Origin of the sequence: Absiella sp. AM29-15 (assembly GCF_003434225.1) — a bacterium.
GTDB classification, from domain to species: Bacteria; Bacillota_I; Bacilli_A; order Erysipelotrichales; family Erysipelotrichaceae; genus Hoskinsella; species Hoskinsella hominis.
On record NZ_QVFL01000021.1, the window covers coordinates 67,495 to 88,770 of the forward strand.

At 49.4% G+C, this 21,276-nt stretch carries 30 protein-coding genes and 3 pseudogenes; 30 read left to right on the plus strand and 3 right to left on the minus strand.

Annotation, left to right across the window (positions count from 1 at the left end; genetic code table 11):
• Nucleotides 1–2: 2 nt before the first annotated feature.
• The 8 genes and pseudogenes from DW761_RS18205 to DW761_RS18240 all read left to right on the plus strand — a co-directional run bounded on the left by DW761_RS18205 (nucleotide 3) and on the right by DW761_RS18240 (nucleotide 4,588).
• Nucleotides 3–530 (plus strand): hypothetical protein, encoded by a 528-nt coding sequence (locus DW761_RS18205; RefSeq protein WP_002304315.1) that lies wholly within the window; start codon nucleotides 3–5, stop codon nucleotides 528–530.
• Between the two features lie 54 nt (nucleotides 531–584).
• Nucleotides 585–1,226: a DUF3846 domain-containing protein gene (locus DW761_RS18210; protein ID WP_002588969.1), complete on the plus strand. Its 642-nt coding sequence runs from the start codon at nucleotides 585–587 to the stop codon at nucleotides 1,224–1,226.
• Nucleotides 1,227–1,236: 10 nt separating this feature from the next.
• Nucleotides 1,237–1,548: a DUF5720 family protein gene (locus tag DW761_RS18215; protein ID WP_002304317.1), complete on the plus strand. Its 312-nt coding sequence runs from the start codon at nucleotides 1,237–1,239 to the stop codon at nucleotides 1,546–1,548.
• Nucleotides 1,549–1,584: 36 nt separating this feature from the next.
• Nucleotides 1,585–2,067 carry a PcfB family protein gene (locus DW761_RS18220; RefSeq protein ID WP_002304320.1) on the plus strand — a complete coding sequence of 161 codons (483 nt, stop codon included), beginning with the start codon at nucleotides 1,585–1,587 and terminating at the stop codon, nucleotides 2,065–2,067.
• Nucleotides 2,067–3,596, plus strand: a pseudogene (locus DW761_RS18225) (VirD4-like conjugal transfer protein, CD1115 family); the annotation flags it as partial. The gene DW761_RS18220 and the pseudogene DW761_RS18225, both read left to right, overlap by 1 nt.
• Nucleotides 3,597–3,692: 96 nt before the next feature.
• A complete protein-coding gene (locus DW761_RS18230; protein ID WP_117518997.1) occupies nucleotides 3,693–4,076 on the plus strand; it encodes a TnpV protein in 384 nt (127 codons plus the stop codon).
• Between the two features lie 14 nt (nucleotides 4,077–4,090).
• On the plus strand, nucleotides 4,091–4,273 hold the full coding sequence (locus DW761_RS18235; protein ID WP_055219873.1) for a hypothetical protein: 183 nt from the start codon (nucleotides 4,091–4,093) through the stop codon (nucleotides 4,271–4,273).
• A gap of 12 nt (nucleotides 4,274–4,285) precedes the next feature.
• On the plus strand, nucleotides 4,286–4,588 hold the full coding sequence (locus DW761_RS18240; protein ID WP_117518998.1) for a hypothetical protein: 303 nt from the start codon (nucleotides 4,286–4,288) through the stop codon (nucleotides 4,586–4,588).
• A 77-nt stretch (nucleotides 4,589–4,665) separates the two neighbouring features.
• Here the strand turns inward: DW761_RS18240 and DW761_RS18245 are convergent, their stop codons facing one another.
• A complete protein-coding gene (locus DW761_RS18245; RefSeq protein ID WP_117518999.1) occupies nucleotides 4,666–5,514 on the minus strand; it encodes a helix-turn-helix domain-containing protein in 849 nt (282 codons plus the stop codon).
• 363 nt (nucleotides 5,515–5,877) lie between these two features.
• Here DW761_RS18245 and DW761_RS18250 point away from each other — a divergent pair, with 363 nt between their 5' ends.
• The 18 genes and pseudogenes from DW761_RS18250 (at nucleotide 5,878) to DW761_RS18335 (ending at nucleotide 17,674) form a co-directional block, all read left to right on the plus strand.
• Nucleotides 5,878–6,171: a hypothetical protein gene (locus tag DW761_RS18250; RefSeq protein ID WP_117519000.1), complete on the plus strand. Its 294-nt coding sequence runs from the start codon at nucleotides 5,878–5,880 to the stop codon at nucleotides 6,169–6,171.
• A complete protein-coding gene (locus tag DW761_RS18255; RefSeq protein WP_117519001.1) occupies nucleotides 6,155–6,460 on the plus strand; it encodes a molecular chaperone in 306 nt (101 codons plus the stop codon). Before DW761_RS18250 ends, DW761_RS18255 begins: the two co-directional genes overlap by 17 nt.
• Nucleotides 6,461–6,886: 426 nt before the next feature.
• Nucleotides 6,887–8,131: a serine/arginine repetitive matrix protein 2 gene (locus DW761_RS18265; protein WP_117519003.1), complete on the plus strand. Its 1,245-nt coding sequence runs from the start codon at nucleotides 6,887–6,889 to the stop codon at nucleotides 8,129–8,131.
• Between the two features lie 42 nt (nucleotides 8,132–8,173).
• Entirely contained in the window at nucleotides 8,174–8,833 is a 660-nt protein-coding gene (locus tag DW761_RS18270) for a CHC2 zinc finger domain-containing protein (protein WP_054338971.1), read from the plus strand.
• Complete coding sequence (locus DW761_RS18275; protein WP_117519004.1) at nucleotides 8,793–10,151, plus strand: virulence-associated E family protein; 1,359 nt, start codon at nucleotides 8,793–8,795, stop codon at nucleotides 10,149–10,151. Before DW761_RS18270 ends, DW761_RS18275 begins: the two co-directional genes overlap by 41 nt.
• Nucleotides 10,152–10,243: 92 nt before the next feature.
• On the plus strand, nucleotides 10,244–10,411 hold the full coding sequence (locus DW761_RS21230; RefSeq protein ID WP_199485659.1) for a hypothetical protein: 168 nt from the start codon (nucleotides 10,244–10,246) through the stop codon (nucleotides 10,409–10,411).
• Nucleotides 10,412–10,483: 72 nt separating this feature from the next.
• A complete protein-coding gene (locus DW761_RS18280) occupies nucleotides 10,484–12,136 on the plus strand; it encodes a recombinase family protein (RefSeq protein WP_117519005.1) in 1,653 nt (550 codons plus the stop codon).
• A 165-nt stretch (nucleotides 12,137–12,301) separates the two neighbouring features.
• Complete coding sequence (locus tag DW761_RS18285; protein ID WP_158553849.1) at nucleotides 12,302–12,805, plus strand: flavin reductase family protein; 504 nt, start codon at nucleotides 12,302–12,304, stop codon at nucleotides 12,803–12,805.
• Between the two features lie 54 nt (nucleotides 12,806–12,859).
• On the plus strand, nucleotides 12,860–13,291 hold the full coding sequence (locus DW761_RS18290) for a MarR family transcriptional regulator (RefSeq protein WP_117519007.1): 432 nt from the start codon (nucleotides 12,860–12,862) through the stop codon (nucleotides 13,289–13,291).
• The gene (locus DW761_RS18295) at nucleotides 13,291–13,980 is read left to right on the plus strand and encodes a radical SAM mobile pair protein A (RefSeq protein WP_117519008.1); all 690 of its coding nucleotides are present in this window, start codon (nucleotides 13,291–13,293) and stop codon (nucleotides 13,978–13,980) included. Before DW761_RS18290 ends, DW761_RS18295 begins: the two co-directional genes overlap by 1 nt.
• Nucleotides 13,968–14,879, plus strand: a complete 912-nt coding sequence (locus tag DW761_RS18300; protein ID WP_117519009.1) for a radical SAM mobile pair protein B — start codon at nucleotides 13,968–13,970, stop codon at nucleotides 14,877–14,879. Before DW761_RS18295 ends, DW761_RS18300 begins: the two co-directional genes overlap by 13 nt.
• A gap of 185 nt (nucleotides 14,880–15,064) precedes the next feature.
• A pseudogene (locus DW761_RS18305) lies at nucleotides 15,065–15,298 on the plus strand (type IV secretory system conjugative DNA transfer family protein); the annotation flags it as partial.
• 12 nt (nucleotides 15,299–15,310) lie between these two features.
• On the plus strand, nucleotides 15,311–15,631 hold the full coding sequence (locus DW761_RS18310; protein WP_081032342.1) for a hypothetical protein: 321 nt from the start codon (nucleotides 15,311–15,313) through the stop codon (nucleotides 15,629–15,631).
• Nucleotides 15,632–15,634: 3 nt separating this feature from the next.
• On the plus strand, nucleotides 15,635–16,027 hold the full coding sequence (locus DW761_RS18315; protein ID WP_117519010.1) for a helix-turn-helix domain-containing protein: 393 nt from the start codon (nucleotides 15,635–15,637) through the stop codon (nucleotides 16,025–16,027).
• An 83-nt stretch (nucleotides 16,028–16,110) separates the two neighbouring features.
• Nucleotides 16,111–16,263: pseudogene (locus tag DW761_RS18320) on the plus strand (Maff2 family mobile element protein); the annotation flags it as partial.
• Nucleotides 16,264–16,423: 160 nt separating this feature from the next.
• Nucleotides 16,424–16,696, plus strand: a complete 273-nt coding sequence (locus DW761_RS18325) for a helix-turn-helix domain-containing protein (protein WP_117519011.1) — start codon at nucleotides 16,424–16,426, stop codon at nucleotides 16,694–16,696.
• Entirely contained in the window at nucleotides 16,656–17,033 is a 378-nt protein-coding gene (locus DW761_RS18330) for a TnpV protein (RefSeq protein ID WP_117519012.1), read from the plus strand. Before DW761_RS18325 ends, DW761_RS18330 begins: the two co-directional genes overlap by 41 nt.
• Nucleotides 17,034–17,083: 50 nt before the next feature.
• Nucleotides 17,084–17,674 carry a hypothetical protein gene (locus DW761_RS18335; protein ID WP_117519013.1) on the plus strand — a complete coding sequence of 197 codons (591 nt, stop codon included), beginning with the start codon at nucleotides 17,084–17,086 and terminating at the stop codon, nucleotides 17,672–17,674.
• 97 nt (nucleotides 17,675–17,771) lie between these two features.
• On the opposite strand, the gene DW761_RS18340 is transcribed toward DW761_RS18335, so the two are convergent.
• Entirely contained in the window at nucleotides 17,772–18,578 is an 807-nt protein-coding gene (locus DW761_RS18340; protein WP_117519014.1) for a helix-turn-helix transcriptional regulator, read from the minus strand.
• Between the two features lie 484 nt (nucleotides 18,579–19,062).
• On the opposite strand from DW761_RS18340, the gene DW761_RS18345 reads away from it, so the two are divergent.
• The 4 genes from DW761_RS18345 to DW761_RS18360 all read left to right on the plus strand — a co-directional run bounded on the left by DW761_RS18345 (nucleotide 19,063) and on the right by DW761_RS18360 (nucleotide 21,054).
• Nucleotides 19,063–19,251, plus strand: a complete 189-nt coding sequence (locus tag DW761_RS18345) for a hypothetical protein (protein ID WP_005930722.1) — start codon at nucleotides 19,063–19,065, stop codon at nucleotides 19,249–19,251.
• Complete coding sequence (locus tag DW761_RS18350; RefSeq protein WP_117519015.1) at nucleotides 19,248–19,589, plus strand: DeoR family transcriptional regulator; 342 nt, start codon at nucleotides 19,248–19,250, stop codon at nucleotides 19,587–19,589. Before DW761_RS18345 ends, DW761_RS18350 begins: the two co-directional genes overlap by 4 nt.
• Nucleotides 19,582–19,878 carry a DUF3847 domain-containing protein gene (locus DW761_RS18355; RefSeq protein ID WP_117519016.1) on the plus strand — a complete coding sequence of 99 codons (297 nt, stop codon included), beginning with the start codon at nucleotides 19,582–19,584 and terminating at the stop codon, nucleotides 19,876–19,878. Before DW761_RS18350 ends, DW761_RS18355 begins: the two co-directional genes overlap by 8 nt.
• Before the next feature lie 339 nt (nucleotides 19,879–20,217).
• Entirely contained in the window at nucleotides 20,218–21,054 is an 837-nt protein-coding gene (locus tag DW761_RS18360) for a DUF2262 domain-containing protein (protein WP_117519017.1), read from the plus strand.
• Here DW761_RS18360 and DW761_RS21530 read toward each other — a convergent pair.
• Nucleotides 21,038–21,276, minus strand: a 239-nt coding sequence (locus tag DW761_RS21530; protein WP_233513129.1) for a hypothetical protein, incomplete at its 5' end; no start/stop codon positions are given. The genes DW761_RS18360 and DW761_RS21530 overlap by 17 nt on opposite strands.

Below are 21,276 nucleotides of genomic sequence, written 5' to 3' on the forward strand. Positions count from 1 at the left end.
AAATGTTTACACCCAAAAACATTCAGGGCGCTTTGGAAGAACTCTACGACCTTTGCGATCCTGATTATATGGTAGATATGCTCGTAAACTACAGTGAGGAGTTCGATGATATTTCTCCTGCGCTTCTGGCAAAGTCGTTTCAGAAAAATGCCGAGATGATTAGCGAGTATCGAGTATTGTCCTCTGCTGGTGAGGGTATCGACTATCAGGGAAAGGTACTTCTGAACAGCAGAGCCGTGCGGCTTCTGTCCTATGTAGAAGATATGAGCGGCGATGAAAAAGTTCGCACGATTCAGAGCAAGGAGCTGTGGTTAGCAGAAGATATGACATTCTATGTGGTGTCCTGTATGTCTACGATCACGATGGACAAGGAAGAAGCCATTTGTCTTAACGAACACCGCAGCGTGGTTACTACGGTGGAATGCGAGGACGATATTTTCTTCGACATGGGTTCCCTGATTTGCGAACTGGACGATATTTGCTTGTTCGAGCTTTTAGCCGATGTGGATGCGACTATTTATGAACTGTAACAGGTTCATGGATGGTCGCTTTTCTTATTTCCAAAGAAACGGAGGTATCGAAACTTGAAAGAATACGATGTGAAGATCACCGAAACCTTGGAGAAAACGGTTACGGTGCAAGCAGAATCTCACGATGCGGCAGAGGAACAGGTTAGAGCCGCTTATTACAATTCGGAGTACATTCTGGACTCCGAAAACTTTACCGGTGTTGCGTTCGGCACGACCGAGGAACGGGAGGTTCAGAAAGAACAGGCAGATACCATGAATGTGTTGCTGGTAAAGCCGTTCATGTATCCGCAGGCTGTGCAGATCGGCTGTGAGCTGGAGGATTTGCAGAAAGCCGTAGGTGGCGATATTGAGGCAACTTATCCGTTCAATGAGCCGGTTGCACTGGTGATGCACGACGAAGGTAAACTCGTAGGCAAAGAACTGAACCGTGCGCTGCGTGATGATGACGGCGATATTTATGACATTATCGCCGGTGATTTTCTGGTTGTGGGATTGGGCGAGGATGATTTTTGTTCTCTGTCCCCGGAACTGATGAAGCAGTTTGAGGAACACTTTCATCAGCCTGAGACTTTTGTACGCATGGGGCGCAGCATTATGGCGCTTCCCCTGCCGGATGACATGGTGAAGAAAGAAGATGCACCTGTCAAAGCTGATTCGGTTCCCCACAAAAGTAACCCTGACCGAGATGTTCTGTAAGGAGGTTCTTATGCAAAGAAATTCGACGATTGGAGAGCTGATGGAGCGAAAGCGGATTCAGGATGGTGCCAAGGAGTACCAGGGACATACCTATATGGACTTGGCACGATTTGATGACGCCACCAAGCACATGATTATTTTCGATGTGCTGACCGATGAATCGCCTGTCGGTTGGAAAGGCGAAAGAAATCGCCTGTATTTGAGCGATGTGGGTTATCAGAAGGCTCTGGATAACCAGAAAGCTGGCAATATCAAGATTATCAGCCATGCCGCAGTTGCCAAGGGCAATCTGTATTACGACCACAGAGATATGGCACGATAATCTGTTCACTCTACTGCTTGCAGGAGGTGATGAATCATGCAGGAAGAAGTTGAAAACAGAACAGTAAACCTGGCGATCAGCACAACCAAGCTGACGGGGCGCACTATCATTGCCGGTATCCGCAAGTATTTGCAGCACCGGGAAAAAGTGAAGATGAAAAAGGCACGAGACCCTGCCGTTCATGGAAAGCAATCCGTGAAACAGCTTTTGGGACAGAATCAGGGTGCTACGAATGTTGAGATCGACAAAGAGAGTATCCGTGATTTTGAAAAGCTCGCCAAGAAGTATGGCGTGGACTTTGCCGTAAGAAAAGATAAGTCCGTTGATCCTCCCCGGTTTCTTGTTTTTGTCCGTTCTAAAGATGCAGATGCTTTGGATGCAATCTGCAAGGAACATCAGGCAAGGGCATTAACCAAGAATGAAAAGCCGAGCGTTCTGGCGCAGCTGAAGAAGTTCAAGGAAATTGTCGCAGCGATTCCGAAGAAGGTTCGAGAGAAGAAACAGGAGCGTGATCTGTGATGGATAAGAGAAAAATGAAAAAGCTCCTGATTCTGAATTTACCGTATTTTCTGGTAGGGTTGTTCGCTACGAATTTAGGAGAAGCATGGAGATTGGCTGAGGGGGCAGATTCATCTGCGAAAATCCTCAGCTTTTTTCATGCCCTTCCGATAGCCCTGAACAATCCGTTTCCCAGCTTTCACCCGTTGGATTTGCTGATTGGTATTCTCTGCGGCGCAGGACTTCGGCTGGCTGTCTATCTAAAAGGCAAAAACGCAAAGAAGTACCGACACAATGTTGAGTACGGTTCTGCTCGTTGGGGAACGGCAAAAGATATTGAGCCGTTTATTGCACCAAAGTTCGAGGACAATGTGATCCTGACGAAAACGGAGCGGCTGATGATGAGCAATCGCCCGAAGAATCCTGCCAATGCCCGAAATAAGAATGTTCTGATTATCGGCGGTTCGGGTTCCGGTAAAACTCGCTTTTGGTTGAAGCCAAACCTTCTCCAGATGCACAGTTCCTATGTGGTCACTGACCCGAAAGGCAGCATCGTGATTGAGTGCGGCAACGCCCTTTTGAAGCATGGCTACACCATCAAGATTTTCAACACCATCAACTTTCAGAAGTCGATGCACTATAACCCATTTGCCTATATCCATTCAGAAAAAGACATTCTGAAACTGGTGACAACGCTGATTGCCAACACAAAGGGTGATGGAAAAGCCGGTGATGAGTTCTGGACGAAGGCGGAAACGCTGCTCTACTGTGCCTTGATCGGATATATCCACTATGAAGCTCCGGTTGAGGAACAGAATTTCTCCACCCTGATTGAGTTCCTGAACGCAATGGAGGTGCGGGAAGATGATGAGGAGTTCCAGAACCCGGTGGATCTGATGTTTGAAGCCCTGGAAAAGAAAAAGCCGAATCACTTTGCAGTCCGTCAGTATAAAAAATACAAGCTGGCTGCCGGCAAGACCGCTAAGTCGATTTTGATTTCCTGCGGCGCTCGTCTGGCTCCTTTTGATATTCAGGAGGTCAGAGATGTGACTGCCTATGACGAGTTGCAGTTGGATACTCTCGGAGATAAGAAAACGGCGCTCTTTCTGATTATGTCAGATACGGATGCGACGTTTAATTTTTTGATCTCCATGATTTACACACAGCTGTTCAACTTGTTGTGCGAGAAAGCAGATGATGTGTACGGCGGCAGACTGCCGGTTCATGTGCGCTGCTTGATTGATGAGATGGCAAACATCGGTCAGATTCCCAATCTGGAAAAACTGGTAGCGACAATCCGAAGCCGTGAAATATCGGCTTGCCTTGTCCTCCAGGCACAATCACAGCTGAAAGCCATTTATAAAGACAATGCCGATACCATCATCGGCAACATGGATTCCCGAATTTTCCTGGGTGGTTCTGAGCCAACCACGCTCAAAGAACTGAATCAGGCATTGGGAAAAGAAACTATCGACACCTACAACACCTCCAACACCAGAGGTAACAGCCCGTCTTACGGCTTGAATTATCAGAAGTTAGGCAAAGATGTGCCATAATTCATGGTGACGAGTTCAGTTGCCTTGAATTTCATGATGAACAGGGACACGATCAACTGGATTCGTACAAATTGAATACAGGAGGTCGCAATGGAGGAATTGAAAAAACGTATCCATGATGACAGCAACGGTCTGGACTATGTGCTGGTCGGAGACTATTACATACCGGACTTGAAGCTGCCGGAGGAAAGCCGCCCCATCGGGCGGTGGGGACGGATGCACAAGGCGTTTCTGCAAGAACACCGTCCCGGCCAGTACAATGAACTGCTTCTGTCGGGAAAACTCTGGACGTATCTTGCCGATCTGAACGAGCAGGCCGATGACCGGCTGGCGTGTATCATCTCGCAGATGCAGGCGGCGGATGGCGTCAGCGAAGAACTGAAAATCTGTGATCAGCTGGCCTGGGTCGGAGCCATGAACAGTATCCGCATCCGGGCAGAGGAAATCATCCGGTCTGAGATGATTTATGTTTAAGGAGGTGCCTGTCTATGAGATACCGTATCGAATACGCCGATGGACGCTACTGTAACTTTGCAAACGGTAGGGCTGAACTGCTGAAATGGCTGAAACTGCTGAAGCAAGAGGAAATCTCCGACATCCGCAAAGTATATAAAAGCGGTGTGTCGGATTCCGTCTTGGAAACATACCGGAATTATATCCGTCCAGCATAAGGAGGGGCGCTTATGGGTACAGATATAGAAAAACTGGTTGATTTGATGATTCAGGAGCGGATGCAGAGCCAGTTCGCTAAATGGCGGGAGGCAGAAACCGGCAAGGAGAAAAAAGCTGACTACCTTCGCTTGGAAACCGAGTATGAAAAAGCGATCAGCGCATTGTCTGAGGAACAGAAGAACGCTGTAAGGCACTACTGCGATTCCATCTTCGATTCCGGTGCAGAAAGCGAATGCTTCTTTTACCGGCTGGGCCTCAAAGATGGCATCCGTCTTTGGAAATTTATGAAAAAACTGATGAAAACGGTCAGCTAACGAATGTACAACAACATATTTTATTCCGCCCACATGGGCGAAAGCCGTCCAACGGTACAGGTTGGACGGCTTTTTCACTACCTACGTTTCTTCCGCTTGGGCGCATAGTACGGCTGCGGCTTGGCCTTCCCCCTCATGTTGTTGGGATTTTTGAGCATCTTTGACAGGCTCAGTATCCGCAGGAAAGCTGAGAAATCCTCCGAGGAAATCTTCTCGAAGGGTATCTGCATTCTGTCGCAAAATTCGTGGATTACCATTTCCTCTTGGCTGCCCTGTTCGAGCGCCTGTTCAAACTTTTCCTTGACGTCATCCAGCGTGGGCTGCGGGTCGGCGGTGGTCTTGTCCTTCAAGTGGGCTTCCCGTATATCCCGGACAATGCTGTCCAGGTCATCGTGCATGACGTGGCTGTAAAAGTCGCTTTCCTGTACCTGCCCCAGTTCCAGAGTCCGCACATAGAGGTCATCTTCTCCGGGCGCATATTTGCTGAGGACAGTCTGCCGGGTGGCCTCCATCACCAGATTCATCTGCTCCATCCGCATATTGGCGATCCGGTCGATACAGATTTCCATATCCACCATCAGCCGCCGGAAGTTCGGGTGTGTAGCCAGTTCGCAGAGAAGCCGGTTGTTAATCTTACCGCTCCGCAGAAGTTCAATCATCTCATCGTTCAAATGGAGCGACTGCACATCAGCGTTGGGAACCTCCTTGTTATCGGTTAGCCCCATCAGATAGTCGGCGGACACGCCGTAAAAATCCGCCAGTGTCGCAATCGCAAACGGGCTGATGTCCTTATAGTCATCGCTTTCATATTTCCCCAGAGCCGATCTGGACAGGCCGGTCTTCTCTGCCAGCTGTTCCAACGTCAGGTGCTTGTCCACCACCCGCAGGTCTTTGAGCCGCTCTGGGATTGACAGCTTTGTGTACATCCAATGCCCCCTCTCTCATTATTGTTTTTTCAGTGAATACACCCATTATAGCACGATTCCATAAGCGTGGAAATATGCGGATTTCGAGCGTTTTTCCAACGTCTTGGATATACGGGAGCAGCCCCCTTTTTTCGATAGAATGGTTCTTGCAGACAGGCACTGAACCTTGAAAATCGAATGACCGACTGCAAGGGGTATGACCTCCGGGGAAGTGACGCCAGGACAGAAATCGAGCGCACCAAAGAGGCCGATACGCCGGGAGAAATTCCGGGCAGGAGCGGCTTGCAGGCAGACCGGCGGACAGAAACAAGTTTATCATGCGGGGCGCATGGCTCCGCAGCAAAGAAATGGAGGAATATCATTATGAAACTGAGCATGAAAGAAAAGAAGATTCTCTATGCTTTCACCTGTCCCAGCCACCACAACACGATGACGCGGCTGAAATGGCTGACGGCCCTGACGGTTGACCCGGAGGCGAAACGCCGGATGCTGGGGCTGGCCCGGAAGATGGAGACGGAGGTGGACGAAAGCTGGTATGAGGCTTTTTACCACCATCTGCGTATGGAGATGGACGAGTACCGCCGTCTCAAGCGCAGCCTGCGTGTGCTGAAATCTTACACTGATTATGAGGAGGATTTGTATGACGAAGCTGTCTAAGTATGAGAAAGAAACCATCATCAACTGGAACGAGGCGGAGAACCTTGCCAGCATCTACACTTTTAACGCCAGCTTGAAGCGCAGGCTGGCCGATTTCAGCCGGAAGTATCCGTTGCTGTGCCGGTTGGAGCGCAGCACGCCGGAGGGTAGCGTGACCTATGTATTGGACAAGTCCCGGCTGTCAATCCGGCTCATCCCGCCGTACAGCGAGGAACGGAAAGCCGCCGCCAGCGCCTACGCAAAAGAGCATGGCTTTCAGGTGGTGACAACGGAAGAAAAAATTGCCTGAAATTGGGGCGATTACGGCAAAAATGCCGGGTCTGCACCCGGCGTTTTGACCGGCAATCCCCGCAGGCGTATTCCGTATCCACTTCCCGCTGAAAGGCGTAACTGTGTGGATGCGGAGCCGGTGAAACTGGCGGAAACCGCTTTAGCGACGGAAGCCAGCTTCGCCGGGGCGGGAGTACAGAGGGCAGCCAGCCCTTTGTGCCTGGGTGCAGGGGCGGCAGCGCACTGCTGGGGTCAAGGGGCAACGCCCATTGGCGGGTTGAGGGCAGCCGCCCCATCGGGTCAAGGGCGAAGCGCCTTGCCCAGGGAAAGTTGATGCCTGCGTCAACTTATACTGGGTATTACCTGACGCAGACTTTCGCAGGATTTGCGGCTTCGCCGCCCTTCCCCGTCCCCGGAACATCTTCGCAGGAAGGAGGAAAATTGTTTGAAACTGACAAGGCACAACGGGCGCTCCGGCAAGCATGGCACCTACAATCCCCGCCACAATGACCGCCGGTTTGATGTGGAGAACAGCGAACACATTGACGCAGAGCGGGCCAGACAAAATATCTACTGGGACTGCTACCGGGGCTTTACCACACATGACTTCCGGGAGAACCCGGAGCAGCCGGATTTCAGCTTTGAGGAAATCGAGCGGATGTACTACTACGAGCATTATTCTGACCATGTGGAGGCGCAGAACGCCCGGAATGAGAAAACCCGGCACACCGAGCGCAACCGCACTGTGGTGGACTTGCTGAAAAACAACAAGACCTGCCCGGAGGAAAGCATCTACCAGATCGGTACGCTGGAAGAATCCGTTCCGCCGGAAACGCTCTTTCGTATCGTCAACGAGTTCTATGAGGAATTTGAGCGCCGCTTCGGTTCCCATATCCACATCTTAGATTGGGCGCTCCATCTGGACGAGGGGACGCCCCACATCCATGAGCGCCATGTGTTCGACTGTGAAAACCGCTACGGGGAACTGTGTCCCCAGCAGGAGAAGGCGCTGGAGGAACTGGGCATCCCTCTCCCGAACCCGGACAAGCCAAAAGGCAGGCACAACAACCGGAAACAGACCTTCGATGCAGTCTGTCGGACGATCCTGCTTGACATCACGAAGCGGCATGGGCTGCATCTGGATCAGGAGCCGTCCTACGGCGGGCGGGAGTATCTGGAAAAGCAGGACTATATCCTGATGAAGCAGAAGGAACAGTTGGCGGCGCAGGAGCAGAAACTGGAAGAACTGACGCTCAAAATCGAGGACGTGGAGACGCTGCTGGATGATGTTGCCGATGTGGCCTACGACAAGGCGGTGGAGGTGGTGACCGATACCGTCCGGCAGGAGACACACAAAGAAGATATTCGTCTGGTGGAAGAAACGAAAAAGTGGGTGCTTTCGCCAGAGCGGAAGGCACCGAAGAAGGAACGTGAGTACGCAGCTGCCCGGCTGGATGGGGTTATTCACAAGATTAAAAATGTCATGCAGACTGCTCTGGCTAAAATCCAGCAGACCCTTATGCAGCCGGAAGTCAAGCGGGCCGGTAAGGAGCAAATCAAGGAGAAAGCCAGGGAGTCCATCCGGGAGAAGCTGGCGAAAGGCAAGCTGGATGCTGACCGGAAAAACCGGGAGCGTTGGGAACGGGAGGGGCGCATTGCCCCGACAAAAAAGAAGGATATGGAACTATGAGGCACCCGATTTTCTGCGGAAACCGGGTGCCTTTTTCTCTGTATGGAGGTGAGAAAATCGAATGTATTTGAAGCGGTGAAGCAGTCTGTCACCACAAGGCAGGCTGCGGAAATTTATGGGGTTCCGGTAGGCAGGAATGGAATGGCCTGCTGTCCCTTCCACGATGACAAACATCCCAGCATGAAGGTTGACCGCCGGTTCCACTGCTTCGGCTGTCAGGCGGACGGGGATGTGATTGATTTTACCGCCCGTCTGTTCGGGCTGAGCAGCAAGGAGGCGGCTCTGAAGCTGGCGGAGGATTTCTCTGTCCGCTATGACGCCAAAGGCCATGACCCGCCCCGCAGGAGGCCGGTCAAACGAAAAATCAGCGAAGAACTGCGCTACCGGCAGGCGGAGCAGAAATATTTCCGGGTGCTATGCGATTACCTGCATCTGCTGGAACGATGGGAACAGGAATACGCCCCGCAGACGCCGGAAGAAGCGTGGAATCCGCTGTTCGTGGAGGCCCTGCAAAAGAAACCGTACACGGAGTATCTGCTGGATATTCTCCTGTCCGGCAGCATGGAGGAACGTGCCTGCGTGGTCGCTGAGTGTGGAAAAGAGGTGAGAAAAATTGAGCAGCGAATATCAGAGTTTACCGCCAGCCACCCGGCAGGCCGCCATGAGCGCAGCCGAAGCCTTAGCGCCGGAGCAGAGCGTTGACGAAGTACGGGAAAGCCTCTCTGTCACGGAGAAGGGTCAGCCCGCCAACACCATCGGCAACTGCCGGACGGTGTTCTGCCATGACCCTCTCCTGCGTGGGGCAATCCGCCTGAACCTCTTAACTGACCGGGTGGACATTGTGCGGGATTTGGGCTGGCGCAGGAATACCAGCGCCCTGACAGATACAGACGTGAAATATCTGCTTCTCTATTTTGAGCAGACTTACGGCCTGACCAGTGAGAAAAAGATGACAGCGGCGCTCTCCATCGTGGCGAATGAGAACTGCTACCATCCTATCCAGGATGTGCTAAACGGCCTTGTCTGGGACGGGACGCCCCGCATCCGCTCCTGTCTCCATCACTTCTTAGGTGCGGACGAGAGTGACTATGTGGAGGAAATGCTGAAGCACTTCCTTCTGGGGGCGATCCGGCGGGTATTCCGCCCCGGCTCCAAATATGAGGAAATGCTCTGTCTGGTGGGCGGTCAGGGGGCTGGCAAGTCCAGCTTCTTCCGTCTGCTGGCGATCCGGGACGAGTGGTTCTCCGATGACCTGAAAAAGCTGGACGATGACCGGGTGTTTTTGAAGCTGCAAGGCCACTGGATCATCGAGATGTCGGAGATGCTGGCCACCAGCAGCGCCAAAAGCATTGAGGAAATCCGCTCGTTCATCAGCCGCCAGAAGGAAACCTACCGCACACCCTATGAGGCCCAACCCAAAGACCGGCTGCGGCAGTGCGTGTTCGGCGGTTCGTCCAACACGCTGGACTTCCTGCCCCTTGACCGGGCCGGGAACCGGCGTTTCCTTCCCATCATGATTTACCCGGAGAATGCGGAGGTTCACATTTTGGAGGACGAGGACGCTTCCAGAGCCTACCTGTTGCAGGTCTGGGCGGAGGCCATGACGGTTTACCGCAGCGGCCACTACTCCATGAAATTCAGCAAGTCCATCCAGCGGCAGCTTGTGGAGGTGCAGAAGGATTTCATGCCGGAGGACACGGAGGCCGGGCAGATACAGGGCTTTCTGGAACACTACACCGGCAGCATGGTCTGCTCCAAACAGCTTTTCAAGGAGGCGCTGGGCCACACCTATGACGAGCCGAAGCGGTGGCAGCTGCACAATATCAACGAGATCATGAACACGGTGGTGACAGGCTGGAAACCATTCTCCAATCCCCGGATGTTCGCCGGATATGGCAGACAGCGGGGCTGGGAACGGGACGTTTCCGGCAACGAACTGCCCGGCAACGAAGATGGATTTGTGGAGCTGACCGAGGAAGAATGCCGCCAGCTGGAACTTCCGAAGGAGTGGATCGCATAAAATCAGCGGTCTGTTGCCGGGATGGTTGTCAGCCCGTTGCCGGGTTCGTTGCCGGTGCTGCCGTCCGGCTTGTCTCTCTATGGAGGTAGCCTATGGAAAAAAGCAAAAATCAGAAGAATAAAGTCCGTTTTGTGGTGGTGCGGGAGTTCTCCGGGGAGAAGTCCATGCGGAAAGCCTTTGAGCAGCTCATTGAGCGCCAGACCTGCGAACACTTCGAGGAATGGCGTCATCAGCGGGAAATGGCAGAAAAAGCTGCGTAAAAACGGTTGATTCAGGGACAGGGACATGGTACGATAATGGTATCGTGTCCCTGTTCATAGAAGGAGAACGCTATGAGCAGAAAAAATCAAGTCTATGAAAAAATCACCGCTCTCTACTGCCGTATCTCTCTGGATGACGGCGGCGACAATGAGAGTATGAGCATCAGCAACCAGAAACTCATGCTTCGGGACTTCGCAGAAAAGCATGGGATGTTCCAGTATGAGTATTATGTGGATGACGGCTATACGGGCCGCAACTTCAACCGCCCTGCTTTTCAGCGCATGATCGCAGACATTGAGGCGGGAAAGGTCGGCTGTGTGGTCACGAAAGACCTATCGAGGCTCGGCAGGAATTATATCGAAGCCGGAAGCTATATCGAAATCTTTTTCCCCAAACACAATGTACGCTATATCGCCATCACGGACGGTGTGGACAGCCTGACCCGTCAGGAAATGGACATCACGCCATTTAAGAATATCCTGAACGATATGTACAGCCGGGATATTTCCAAAAAGGTGCTGGCGGGACGCATGACCCGTTCCCAGCAGGGAAAGTTCTGCGGCGGGCAGCCGCCTCTTGGCCTGATGCGCGACCCGGAGGACAAAGGACATCTGATCCTTGACCCGGAGACAGCGCCGGTGATCCGAAAAATCTATGATATGGCACTGGACGGCTGGGGCTGTATGCGGATCGCAAAGCAGCTCATGGAAGATAAAATCCCCATCACCAGAGTACAAAGCAATACAGAATGTGACGTGAACTACTATTCATGGGGGAGCGCAAGGATCAGCCATATCCTGCGGAATCCCTTTTATAAAGGAGCACATCTTGTCTGCCGGACACACCAGAAAGGCATCCGCTCCAATACCTATGACATTATCCCCCGTGAGGAATGGGAGGTCATTGAGGGCTGCCATGAGGCGATTGTGATGCCGGAGGAATGGGAACAGGTGCAGGAAATCATTGACCGCAGGCCAACCATTATGAAAGGCAACGCCTGCCCCTTCTATAACCTGTTCCACGGGCTGGTCTACTGCGCCACCTGTGGGAAGTCCATGCAGGTGCGGTATGAAAAGGTCGGCAGAACCGGGAAGAACCGCTTCACCGGCGAGATGCGGGAGCCGATTGATAAGGCATACTATATCTGCCAGACTTACAACCGGCTGGGTAGGAACGCCTGTACCAGCCACAAGATTGAAGCAAGGGATTTGTATAATCTGGTGCTGAAGGATATACAGGAATTGGCGGCGCAGGTCATGAAGGACGCTGATGCGTTTTACCAGCGGCTCAGCAGCCGGATGGAGCGCCGGTATCTGGTGGACGCTTCCCAGACGGAGAAAGAACGGAAACGGCTGGAAGCCCGGAATCAGGAAATTGACGGGATGTTTTTAAGCCTGTATACGGATAAGGCCAAAGGTGTCCTCACCGAGCAGCGGTTTATGAAGCTGACAGCGGCGCTGGAACAGGAGCAGGAAGCCAACCAGAAGCGCCTGCACGATCTGGCGGTGATGCAGAGCCGGGCGGATGCACAGGAAAGCGAAGTCCGCACCTTTATCAAGGAAATCCGGCGCTATGCCGCCATTGAGGAACTGGACGAGGCGGTGCTGAACCGGCTCATCAGCCGGATTCTCATTGGCGAGGTCAAGAAGGTGGACGGCCAGAAGGTGCAGGAAGTCAGAATCGTTTATAACTTTGTCGGGGAAATCCCGGAGATTGCAGCATAAGAACAGCGAAGCCCTCCCCATGCCGGGGAGGGCTAATTATATACAAAATCACAAAAGGCAATTCCTGACAAATATGGGAAATTGATATAAAATCTAAAAAGAGTTGACAAAGGATATTCCTATATGGTATAATCCTAAATGAAATCAAACAAGGAGGTTTCTACAATGAACAAAATCAATATCAGCAATGCGCCTGCTTATACTTCTCCCAATTCCATGACTCTGATCTGTACAGAGAAACCGGATGGCAGCACCAATCTTGCGACTCTGGCATTCTGGGCTTTTGCGTCCACCAATCCCGGAAAGATCATGTTCTCCCTGAACAAAGGGGCTTACAGTCTTGAACTGCTGGCTGAGAAGAAAGAAGTTGTTCTCGCCATTCCCGGAGTTGAACTGACCGGCGCTCTGATTGGCTGTGGCACCTGCTCCGGACGTGATACGGATAAGGCTACTAAGGTCGGTCTGACGATGCAGGAAGTGGAGGGCACAAATATCAAAGCTCCTGTTCCTTGCAAGCTGCTCATTCATGCGACTGTTGCCCAGACGATGGATGCGGACGATCATGTTGTCCACCTCTGCGATGTCAAGGGTGTTTACGGCGATGAAGATGTGGATGCTGTATTTGGCTGGAAAGGTTACGCTGAATTAGCGGCTGCGCAGCAGAAATAAGAAAGGACAAGGCGGCTGTCTGCGGATAGCCGCCTTGCGGTTTGAGGTGGCAATATGAAAACACAAGGCGGATTTTTGATAACCCGGATCAAACAGGTCGGAGGACGTGTTTTTGAACGCATATTGAGCGAAAAAAACATTGATGCTTTTAATGGCTCCCAGGGAAGGATTCTATATATCCTCTGGCAGAAGGATGGCGTTCCCATCAGTGAGCTGTCAAAAGAGACCGGTCTTGCCACGACCACGCTGACCAGTATGCTTGACCGCATGGAGGCGGCAAATCTGATTTATCGTGATCGTGGCGACAAAGACCGTAGAAAGATTCTCATTTTCCTTACAGAAGAAGCCAAAGGTCTGGAACAAGAATATAATGAAGTAACAGAAGAAATCAGTAACATTTATTATAAGGGATTTTCTGAGGAAGAAATCGAGCAGCTGGAGAACTATCTCCACCGCATCCTGAAAAATGTGGAGGGTGTTCTCTGATGAGCGTCTGCATTAAGGACAATATTCAAAACATGAATCTGGTCATCGGCTGTACCGTAGGCTGTTCCTACTGTTATGCCCGAAATAATGTAAAGCGTTACCATATGATTGATGACTTCAGCAAGCCGGAGTTTTTTCCGAATAAGCTGCGGCTGATGGAAAAGAAGCGCCCGCAGAATTTCCTGCTGACCGGCATGAGCGATTTGGCGGGATGGCAGCCGGAGTGGCGGGATAAGGTATTCGCAAAGATTCGGGAAAACCCGCAGCACCAATTCCTGTTTTTGTCAAAGCGCCCCGACCTACTGGATTTTGAGACAGACTTGGAAAACGCATGGTTTGGCGTCACTGTCACAAGAAAATCAGAGCTATGGCGCATCGACACGCTTAAGGCCAATATCCGGGCAAAGCACTATCACGTTACCTTTGAGCCATTGTTTGACGATCCTGGTAAAGTGGATCTCGCCGGTATCGACTGGATCGTGGTGGGAACGATGACCGGGGCGCAAAGCAAAAAAATACGGACAGCCCCAGAATGGGCGTATTCCCTTGTGGAACAGGCTCATGTGCTCGGTATCCCTGCCTTTATGAAAGAAGACCTTGTTCCCATCGTGGGCGAGGCAAACATGGTACAGGAATTCCCGGAAGCGTTCAATCAAGTGTTGGAGATACAGAGAAAATGGCAAAAGTAGAGATGAACGGCATCCTTATTGGAGAAGTCGAGACAAAGAATATCATGACGAAATCCAACCTGCCGGTGGGCGGTTATTCGGTCAATCCATATGTGGGGTGTACCCATGCCTGTAAATATTGCTATGCGTCTTTTATGAAGCGCTTTACCGGGCACACGGAGGAATGGGGTACGTTTCTTGATGTAAAGCACTGGCCGGAGATTAAAAACCCAAAGAAATTTGCCGGACAGCGTATTGTGATCGGCTCCGTGACGGACGGCTACAATCCGCAGGAGGAACAGTTCGGCAATACCAGAAAACTGCTGGAACAGCTTCGAGGCAGTGGCGCAGATATTTTAATCTGCACCAAATCCGATCTTGTGGTTCGTGACATTGATCTGCTGAAGGAGCTGGGACAGGTCACGGTATCGTGGTCGATCAATACGCTCGATGAGGATTTCAAAGAGGATATGGACAATGCTGTGAGCATCGAACGGCGGCTGGCAGCCATGAAGCAGGTTTACGATGCAGGCATCCGTACCGTCTGTTTTGTTGCGCCGGTTTTTCCGGGCATCACGGATTTCGAGGCGATTTTTGAGCGGGTGAAGGACCAGTGCGACCTGTTCTGGCTGGAAAACCTGAACCTGCGAGGCGGTTTTAAGAAGACGATTATGGATTATATCGCAGAAAAACGTCCTGACCTTGTGCCGCTTTATGATGAAATCTATAACAAACACAACCGCAGCTATTTCAAGGCTTTGGAAGAAAAAGCCGGGGAGATGGCCAGGAAATATGACTGCCCCTTTGTTGACAATGAAATGCCCTATGGCAGAGTGCCGCAGGGACATCCGGTCATCGTAGATTATTTCTACCATGAAGAAGTCCGAGGGACAGAGAATACGGGAAAGCGGAACAAGTGACACATTTAACAATATGGCTTTAAGAGCATCGCTTCGGCGGTGCTTTTCTTATGCCCTTTTGGCGGCGATTTTATGGATACGCTGAAAGGCAAACAAATTATAGTTCGTATCACATATATCCCCTCTTCTTTTAATGGAGAGGGGTTATTTTTTTGCCCTTTTTTGAATTCATCACTTGACATTGTGGCAAAGACCTTGCGAGCGTAGATGAGCTTGCGGTTCTGGATGGCAGCAAGTGTATTTTGCAGTTGCGTGGTGTCAGACCGTTTCTTTCTGACAAGTACGATCTGACGCAGCACCCCAATTATAAGTACACATCAGACTTTGATAAGAGAAATGAGTTCAACATTGAGCAGTTTCTGAGTCGAAGGTTGAAGCTCAAGGCAGGTGATGAATTTGTGGTAGTCGATGCGGATTAAGGAGGTTTCTGTTTGGAAAATCTGAAAACGGTATCTGCCCTGGTTAAGAACATCTTGGAACACGACCAGAAAGCAAGAAATACCGACAATCATTTGTACCTGATGGTACTGGAACACTATTCCGGTCTGCGTGGCATTGACATTCATGCCATGACGGTTCCTGTGTTTTTGAAGGAACTGGATAGACGCAGCTTTCCGGGGTTTGAAACTGTCCGCAGAAGCAGACAGAAAGTGCAGGCAACCTACCCTGACCTTGCTCCCAGTGAAGCCGTAGGCAAACGCAGAGCAAAAAATGAGGTTGTATATCGAGAATTTGCAGAAAGCGAGGTGTAAAAAATGACTTGGTGGATCACGGATACCTCTATTGGGCAGCGTTTGAAGTTCGTTAGACGATTTCGCCGCCTTACCCAGAAAGAGCTTGGACTCCTGATGGGGTATTCCGAGAAAACAGCGGATGTCCGTATTGCTCAGTATGAGAAAAACGCTCGAACCCCTAATGCAGAAACCACAGCGAAATTTGCAGAGGTTCTGAAGGTTTCACCTGCCGTTTTTTCACCGACGATCTGTGCTTCTCGTGATGATTTGTTGCAGTCAATGTATTGGCTGTTTCTTATGAAAGGTGGTGGTGATATATATGATTGTGAAACTGAATATGCAAGAAGCAGAATGGAACAGAAACTTGGCGTGATAACCGTCGAGGAGTTCCTTGAAAAGATTCTCGCAAACTAAGCCTTCCGTCCGGTTTTGATGCCGGTAGTACGGAGGGCTTTTTTTATTCTCAAAACGATTTCAAATTTTAGGAGGAAAATATTATGGCATTTTTCAATAGCGCAGTAACCGTTCTTCAGACTCTCGTTATCGCTCTGGGCGCAGGTCTTGGCATCTGGGGTGCAATCAATCTGCTTGAGGGCTACGGCAACGATAACCCCGGCGCAAAGTCCCAGGGCATGAAGCAGTTCATGGCTAATTAAAGGGAACAAAAAGAAAGGAAAAACCAATCCAGACGGTATCAGCGGCAGGCTACAAGAATAAATTGTGATTTCACAAGATTGGTGCTATAATAAGAGAAAAGTTCCTGCCGGGGCAGCCGCCCCGGTGGTATGGATAGAAAGGCAGGAAAGCAATATGCACATCAGCTATAAACCGCTCTGGCACACACTGTTAGAGCGTGATATGAGAAAAGAAGATTTAAGGCTTGCCGCTGGTATGACAACGAATATGATTGCCAACATGAGCAAAGAGGGAAAGCACATCAGCATGGACACATTAGCCCGTATCTGTGAAACGCTGAATTGTGAGATTACCGATGTGATTGAGTTAGTACCAGACGAGCCTGCTTCCACAGGAGGTAAGGAACATGAGCGAATTGAAACCAAGTATAACGGAAAACGGAATTGATTATATCCTTGTCGGAGATTACTACATCCCGGACTTGAAACTGTCGGAAGAACGCCGCCCCATCGGAAAGTATGGACGGATGCACCGGGAATATTTAAGAGAAGTCCACCCAGCCAGATTGAACACATTGATACTGACCGGAGAATTGTGGACATATCTTGCAGACCTGAACGAACAGGCACAGGAACGGTTAGACACTATCATGGAGCAGATGAAAGCTGCCGAGGGCGTGACCGAGGACTTGAAGCGTACCCGTCAAATGGAATGGGTGCAGCGGTGCAATAATATCCACAACCGGGCAGAAGAAATTGTTTTGCATGAGATGATTTATTCATAACGGTATGATAGAATGATTATGACAAATCGGAATTTTGTGGAGGCACATCAATGGAAACGATTTACGAAAAGTATATGGCACTTCCCATAGATAAGGGACTTTTAGGTTTAGAATATGGAGATATTGCAGACCCGTATTTTTGCTATCCCGTCAACGCAAAGCCAATCGGATTTGAAGGATGTATTCTGTATTGCTTTTTGCCGGAATATGGAGAAATGGTATTTGCCTGCAATCCAGAAAGTTGTGTAGACCAAAATGTATATCCATTAGCGGCAAATTTTGAAGATTTTATCCGTTTAATCTTGGCTTGTGGTACTGCTAACCCATTGGAGCAAATCGTTTGGATGGATAAAAATAAATTTGAAGAACACATGGCAAACGAAGAAAAAATACTGACCGATGAGCAGAGGACAGCGGCACAACAGCTACAGCGGGCATTAAGTTTGTTACCAATAGAAAATCCGTTTGAATATGTCAAATCCATTCAAAAAGATTTTGATGGTAGTAAAATACAATACAGTGATGAATACTATGAAGTTACCGGCATAGAGAACCCTAAAGGAACTAACACCCAAGATAAGCATTTAGTTGAATTTGAACCTGTCGTTTTTGAATTTAACCGCAAACAAGATAGCGACTAACAACTTCAAGTTTGTCGTTCTAAAAATTCAACTGAATAATCCCAGCAAAAACCGCTGCTACATGGAAGCCAACAAACCATGCAACAGCGGTTTTTCTTTACCGTTTTTTCCTCTGGCTGATAGGCGTTCCCATTTTCTTTGACTTTTTGAGAATACGAATGAGCCAGCGAAATTCTTCGTCTGACAGATTTTTGTAGTTGATACCAAGCTGCTTGCAGTAAAGGACAACCAGCTTTTCATCCCGGCTGCCCTTGAAGTTTTCGACCGCTTCCAGATTTTCTTTCAGTTCATCGGCAACGGTGGTCTGGGGCGCACTCTCACTGTCCTTTTTATGGGCTTCTCGAATATCCCGGATAATGAGGTTGAGGTCATCCAGAACCATGTGACTGAAATACTCATCATCACTGATATGGGCGGCTTGCAGTACCTTCAAATGCGGGTCATCTTCGCCGGGGCGATACCGTTCAATGATTTCATGCCGGACGGTATCGACAAGGGCGTTGAGGTTTTGAATCTGCATGGTGGCAATCCCATCCACATAAATCTCAATGTCCGCAAGAAACTTGATAAAGTCCTTATGGGTGGCAAGTTCGCACAGCAGACGGTTGTTAATCCGACCGCTTTTCAGAAGTGCTACCATCTCATCACTCAAATGCAGCTCCCTTAATGGCGTGTTGATCTCCGCCCGGTTCTCTGTCCGGCAAAAGAGATAATCGAGGGACACCCCATAAAAATCTGCCAGCGTGATAAGGTTGCCATGATTGATTTCCTTATAGTCGTCTTTTTCATAACTGCCAAGAGCCGATTTTGAAATACCCGTTTGCTCAGCCAGTTCTTCCAGTTTTAATCCTTTGTTTAATCGTAAATCTTTTAGCCGTTCCTGTATTGTAGTAGCTCCGTTCATTGAAGCAGTTCCCCCTTTCTAACGACATTTATAACCGTTGAATTGATTATACCATATCAATTCCGCAATCGTGGAAATTTCTGATTTTTACCCTTAATTCCTACTTTGTGGACATACCGCACGAGGCACAAAAATGTTCTATGATACAGGTAGTTCATCGATGGATTATTCCAATCGAATGACCAGCCTGTGTGGGATATGCTTCCCCGGCGATGTAGTGCCATGACTTTTGGCAGGGATGTGGAGGAACCCTGACCGAAACGAGCGTACCAAAGGGAGCGATACGCCGCTGTGAGATTCAGGGGAGGAACGACACCGGGGAGAACTGGCGAACTGACACCGAAATGATACCGAAACACGACAATCTGATAGGGGGATAGTCTACCCTATCGCTGATACTTCGGGAGATTTTAGGCGGCTCTATGGCTGTAATTTTGCCGAAAATCGCCCCGAAACCATACACGAAAACGGGAGGAAGCGCAATATGCCGAGAATGAGCAAAAAGAGGAAGCATGAGCTTTCTTTTTACCTCAATGACCGGGGGCGTGTCACTTACAACGAATTATGCCGGAAATGCCAGCATGGGTGCAGGCAGAGCTTCCGGGCGGTTGTGATTGACTGCCCCCGTTATTTATCCAAACGAGCAAAGAAAAAGGAGGAACACACCGAATGAATTTTGAATTTATGACGATAGACACACCATTGCCGCCCTGTATGCCCTTTCCCAGAGCGTTGACAGGATTTCCAGTCAGCAGCACCGCAAAGGTCATATACTGCCGGATGTTGGACGCTATGCTATCCAACGGACAGGAGGACGAGAACGGAATCCTGTTTGTCCGCTTCCCTGTCACAGCCATTGCCGCAGTCTTGTCCCGCAGCCCCATGACGGTCAAGCGTTCTTTGAATGAACTGGAAACCGCCGGACTTATCATGCGGGTGCGTCAGGGCGTTGGAGAACCAAACAGGATTTATGTGCTGATACCGGGAAAGGAGGACGCTGCCCTTGCCTGATACCTCAAAGCTGGAAAAGATAAACCGGGAGCTGGAGAAAAGCGAAAAGAAACTGCGGAAAGCCATCAATGATGAAAAGGCATTGCAGCACCAGTTAAAGCAGCTTACCCGAAAGGAACGGACGCACCGGCTCTGTACTCGTGGCGGTATGCTGGAAAGTTTTCTGCAAGAGCCGGAACGCCTGACAGATGATGATGTCATGCTGTTGTTGAAACTCATTTTTCACAGGCAGGACACGCAGGAACTATTGAAAAAACTGCTGGAACGGGAGAAGCCGGAAACCCCTTAGTTTACTAAGGGCGCAATTATACACCACCCAAAGGTTGGTGCATTGCGTTCTCCGAAGGCTCCTCGCCGGAGGGCTGTGATTTTCCGCAGTCATGGTCTGCTCCAAATCATACAGGGGACGCTACGCTTCCCCTGCGCTGGCTGCCGCCAGCTACCCTTTTGTGGACTTGCCATCTGGGGACACCTTGCGTTGCAAGCTGTTCCCAGCCGACAAGTTTTACAAAATCTCTCTATACTTTGACGGTCGAATAAAGTATAATGAAGTCAACAACAAATTAGAAGTTTTCGGAAAATAAAGAAAATTTGATTATGTAAATTACCAAGAAAGGTGGAAAGAATTATGTCAGTACAAACAGATTTTGAGAAAGAATTCGAAACAGAAGAATATGAAATGCTTATTTTAGTGCAAGCATCGTGTAAAGGAGCAGCAATTATAAAAGATATGCTGAAACCATCTATTGATTTTCTTGCGTCCATAGATTTGCGTACAGGTCAGTTCTTTCATGAGAAAGGTCGTATTGAATGGCTTATAAAAAATGACAATAAACGCAATGGGTGGGGATATGAATTTGAGCAATTTGGCATTTATCGTGTCGCTGTCAGAAAATGTATACCGAAAAAATTGCAGCCATATCAGGTACAATATATAAACAACAGATATATGCTTATAAATGTGCTTGAAGAACATGCTTCAAATGAAAAATTGGAAGCTTTGAAAGAATACTATGCTAAGCCAATTTCTATGGAAAATGAATTAGGTTCTTTTGACTTGGATAGAGAATTTTCATGGTTTGAGGGAATTGTAAATTGGAATGGTGTAGAGGCAAATGTATATTTGAAAACCGATGAGGAAGATGGAGATACCGCTGAACAGGCAATGAAAGTATTAAAGGAATTAGTAGATAATATTGTGGATAATGATAATAAATATCGTGCATTTGCTGCACAAGAGCTAACAGAACTTGCAAATGAATGGCTGGAGGATTCAGATGAAATTGATACAGAAAAAATCACAAGAGAATTGTTTAAAAAACGTATGGAAATTAGCTCAATAACAGTTAGTCCAGATGGAAGTTTATCTTTATTTTACAACGACGACGATATGTTTTGGGGACATATTATTGAAATAGTGGTTGAGCCAAATGGAGAGATTATAAGTGCTAATATAGCCGGATGAAAAAACTTCCAGTTTGCCACCCACACATCGGGTCAACTTGTCCTGAACTTTTACAACTTAATACCCGCCGCCCACACAGCGGCACACCAAGCAGGAAATCTGAAAAAGGTTGCCTGCTTTTTTTCTGCCCAAAATGAGGTGGTAAAACGCCACCCCGTCCACCAACTACCGAAAGGAGGGACACGAAATGCCCTGTCCACACAACGAAATCACGATTGTTCA

What these genes read in the sequence shown, in the direction of transcription:
- DW761_RS18240 (WP_117518998.1), top strand. Translation starts at nt 4,286, where the DNA reads ATGGGTACAGATATAGAAAAACTGGTTGATTTGATGATTCAGGAGCGG.
- DW761_RS18245 (WP_117518999.1), bottom strand. Translation starts at nt 5,514, where the DNA reads ATGTACACAAAGCTGTCAATCCCAGAGCGGCTCAAAGACCTGCGGGTG.
- DW761_RS18255 (WP_117519001.1), top strand. Translation starts at nt 6,155, where the DNA reads ATGACGAAGCTGTCTAAGTATGAGAAAGAAACCATCATCAACTGGAAC.
- DW761_RS18280 (WP_117519005.1), top strand. Translation starts at nt 10,484, where the DNA reads ATGAGCAGAAAAAATCAAGTCTATGAAAAAATCACCGCTCTCTACTGC.
- DW761_RS18275 (WP_117519004.1), top strand. Translation starts at nt 8,793, where the DNA reads ATGAGCGCAGCCGAAGCCTTAGCGCCGGAGCAGAGCGTTGACGAAGTA.
- DW761_RS18350 (WP_117519015.1), top strand. Translation starts at nt 19,248, where the DNA reads ATGAATTTTGAATTTATGACGATAGACACACCATTGCCGCCCTGTATG.
- DW761_RS18345 (WP_005930722.1), top strand. Translation starts at nt 19,063, where the DNA reads ATGCCGAGAATGAGCAAAAAGAGGAAGCATGAGCTTTCTTTTTACCTC.
- DW761_RS18215 (WP_002304317.1), top strand. Translation starts at nt 1,237, where the DNA reads ATGCAAAGAAATTCGACGATTGGAGAGCTGATGGAGCGAAAGCGGATT.
- DW761_RS18315 (WP_117519010.1), top strand. Translation starts at nt 15,635, where the DNA reads ATGACTTGGTGGATCACGGATACCTCTATTGGGCAGCGTTTGAAGTTC.
- DW761_RS18205 (WP_002304315.1), top strand. Translation starts at nt 3, where the DNA reads ATGTTTACACCCAAAAACATTCAGGGCGCTTTGGAAGAACTCTACGAC.
- DW761_RS18220 (WP_002304320.1), top strand. Translation starts at nt 1,585, where the DNA reads ATGCAGGAAGAAGTTGAAAACAGAACAGTAAACCTGGCGATCAGCACA.
- DW761_RS18230 (WP_117518997.1), top strand. Translation starts at nt 3,693, where the DNA reads ATGGAGGAATTGAAAAAACGTATCCATGATGACAGCAACGGTCTGGAC.
- DW761_RS18235 (WP_055219873.1), top strand. Translation starts at nt 4,091, where the DNA reads ATGAGATACCGTATCGAATACGCCGATGGACGCTACTGTAACTTTGCA.
- DW761_RS18340 (WP_117519014.1), bottom strand. Translation starts at nt 18,578, where the DNA reads ATGAACGGAGCTACTACAATACAGGAACGGCTAAAAGATTTACGATTA.
- DW761_RS18290 (WP_117519007.1), top strand. Translation starts at nt 12,860, where the DNA reads ATGAAAACACAAGGCGGATTTTTGATAACCCGGATCAAACAGGTCGGA.
- DW761_RS18270 (WP_054338971.1), top strand. Translation starts at nt 8,174, where the DNA reads ATGGAGGTGAGAAAATCGAATGTATTTGAAGCGGTGAAGCAGTCTGTC.
- DW761_RS18285 (WP_158553849.1), top strand. Translation starts at nt 12,302, where the DNA reads ATGAACAAAATCAATATCAGCAATGCGCCTGCTTATACTTCTCCCAAT.
- DW761_RS18330 (WP_117519012.1), top strand. Translation starts at nt 16,656, where the DNA reads ATGAGCGAATTGAAACCAAGTATAACGGAAAACGGAATTGATTATATC.
- DW761_RS18335 (WP_117519013.1), top strand. Translation starts at nt 17,084, where the DNA reads ATGGAAACGATTTACGAAAAGTATATGGCACTTCCCATAGATAAGGGA.
- DW761_RS21230 (WP_199485659.1), top strand. Translation starts at nt 10,244, where the DNA reads ATGGAAAAAAGCAAAAATCAGAAGAATAAAGTCCGTTTTGTGGTGGTG.
- DW761_RS18325 (WP_117519011.1), top strand. Translation starts at nt 16,424, where the DNA reads ATGCACATCAGCTATAAACCGCTCTGGCACACACTGTTAGAGCGTGAT.
- DW761_RS18250 (WP_117519000.1), top strand. Translation starts at nt 5,878, where the DNA reads ATGAAACTGAGCATGAAAGAAAAGAAGATTCTCTATGCTTTCACCTGT.
- DW761_RS18295 (WP_117519008.1), top strand. Translation starts at nt 13,291, where the DNA reads ATGAGCGTCTGCATTAAGGACAATATTCAAAACATGAATCTGGTCATC.
- DW761_RS18300 (WP_117519009.1), top strand. Translation starts at nt 13,968, where the DNA reads ATGGCAAAAGTAGAGATGAACGGCATCCTTATTGGAGAAGTCGAGACA.
- DW761_RS18360 (WP_117519017.1), top strand. Translation starts at nt 20,218, where the DNA reads ATGTCAGTACAAACAGATTTTGAGAAAGAATTCGAAACAGAAGAATAT.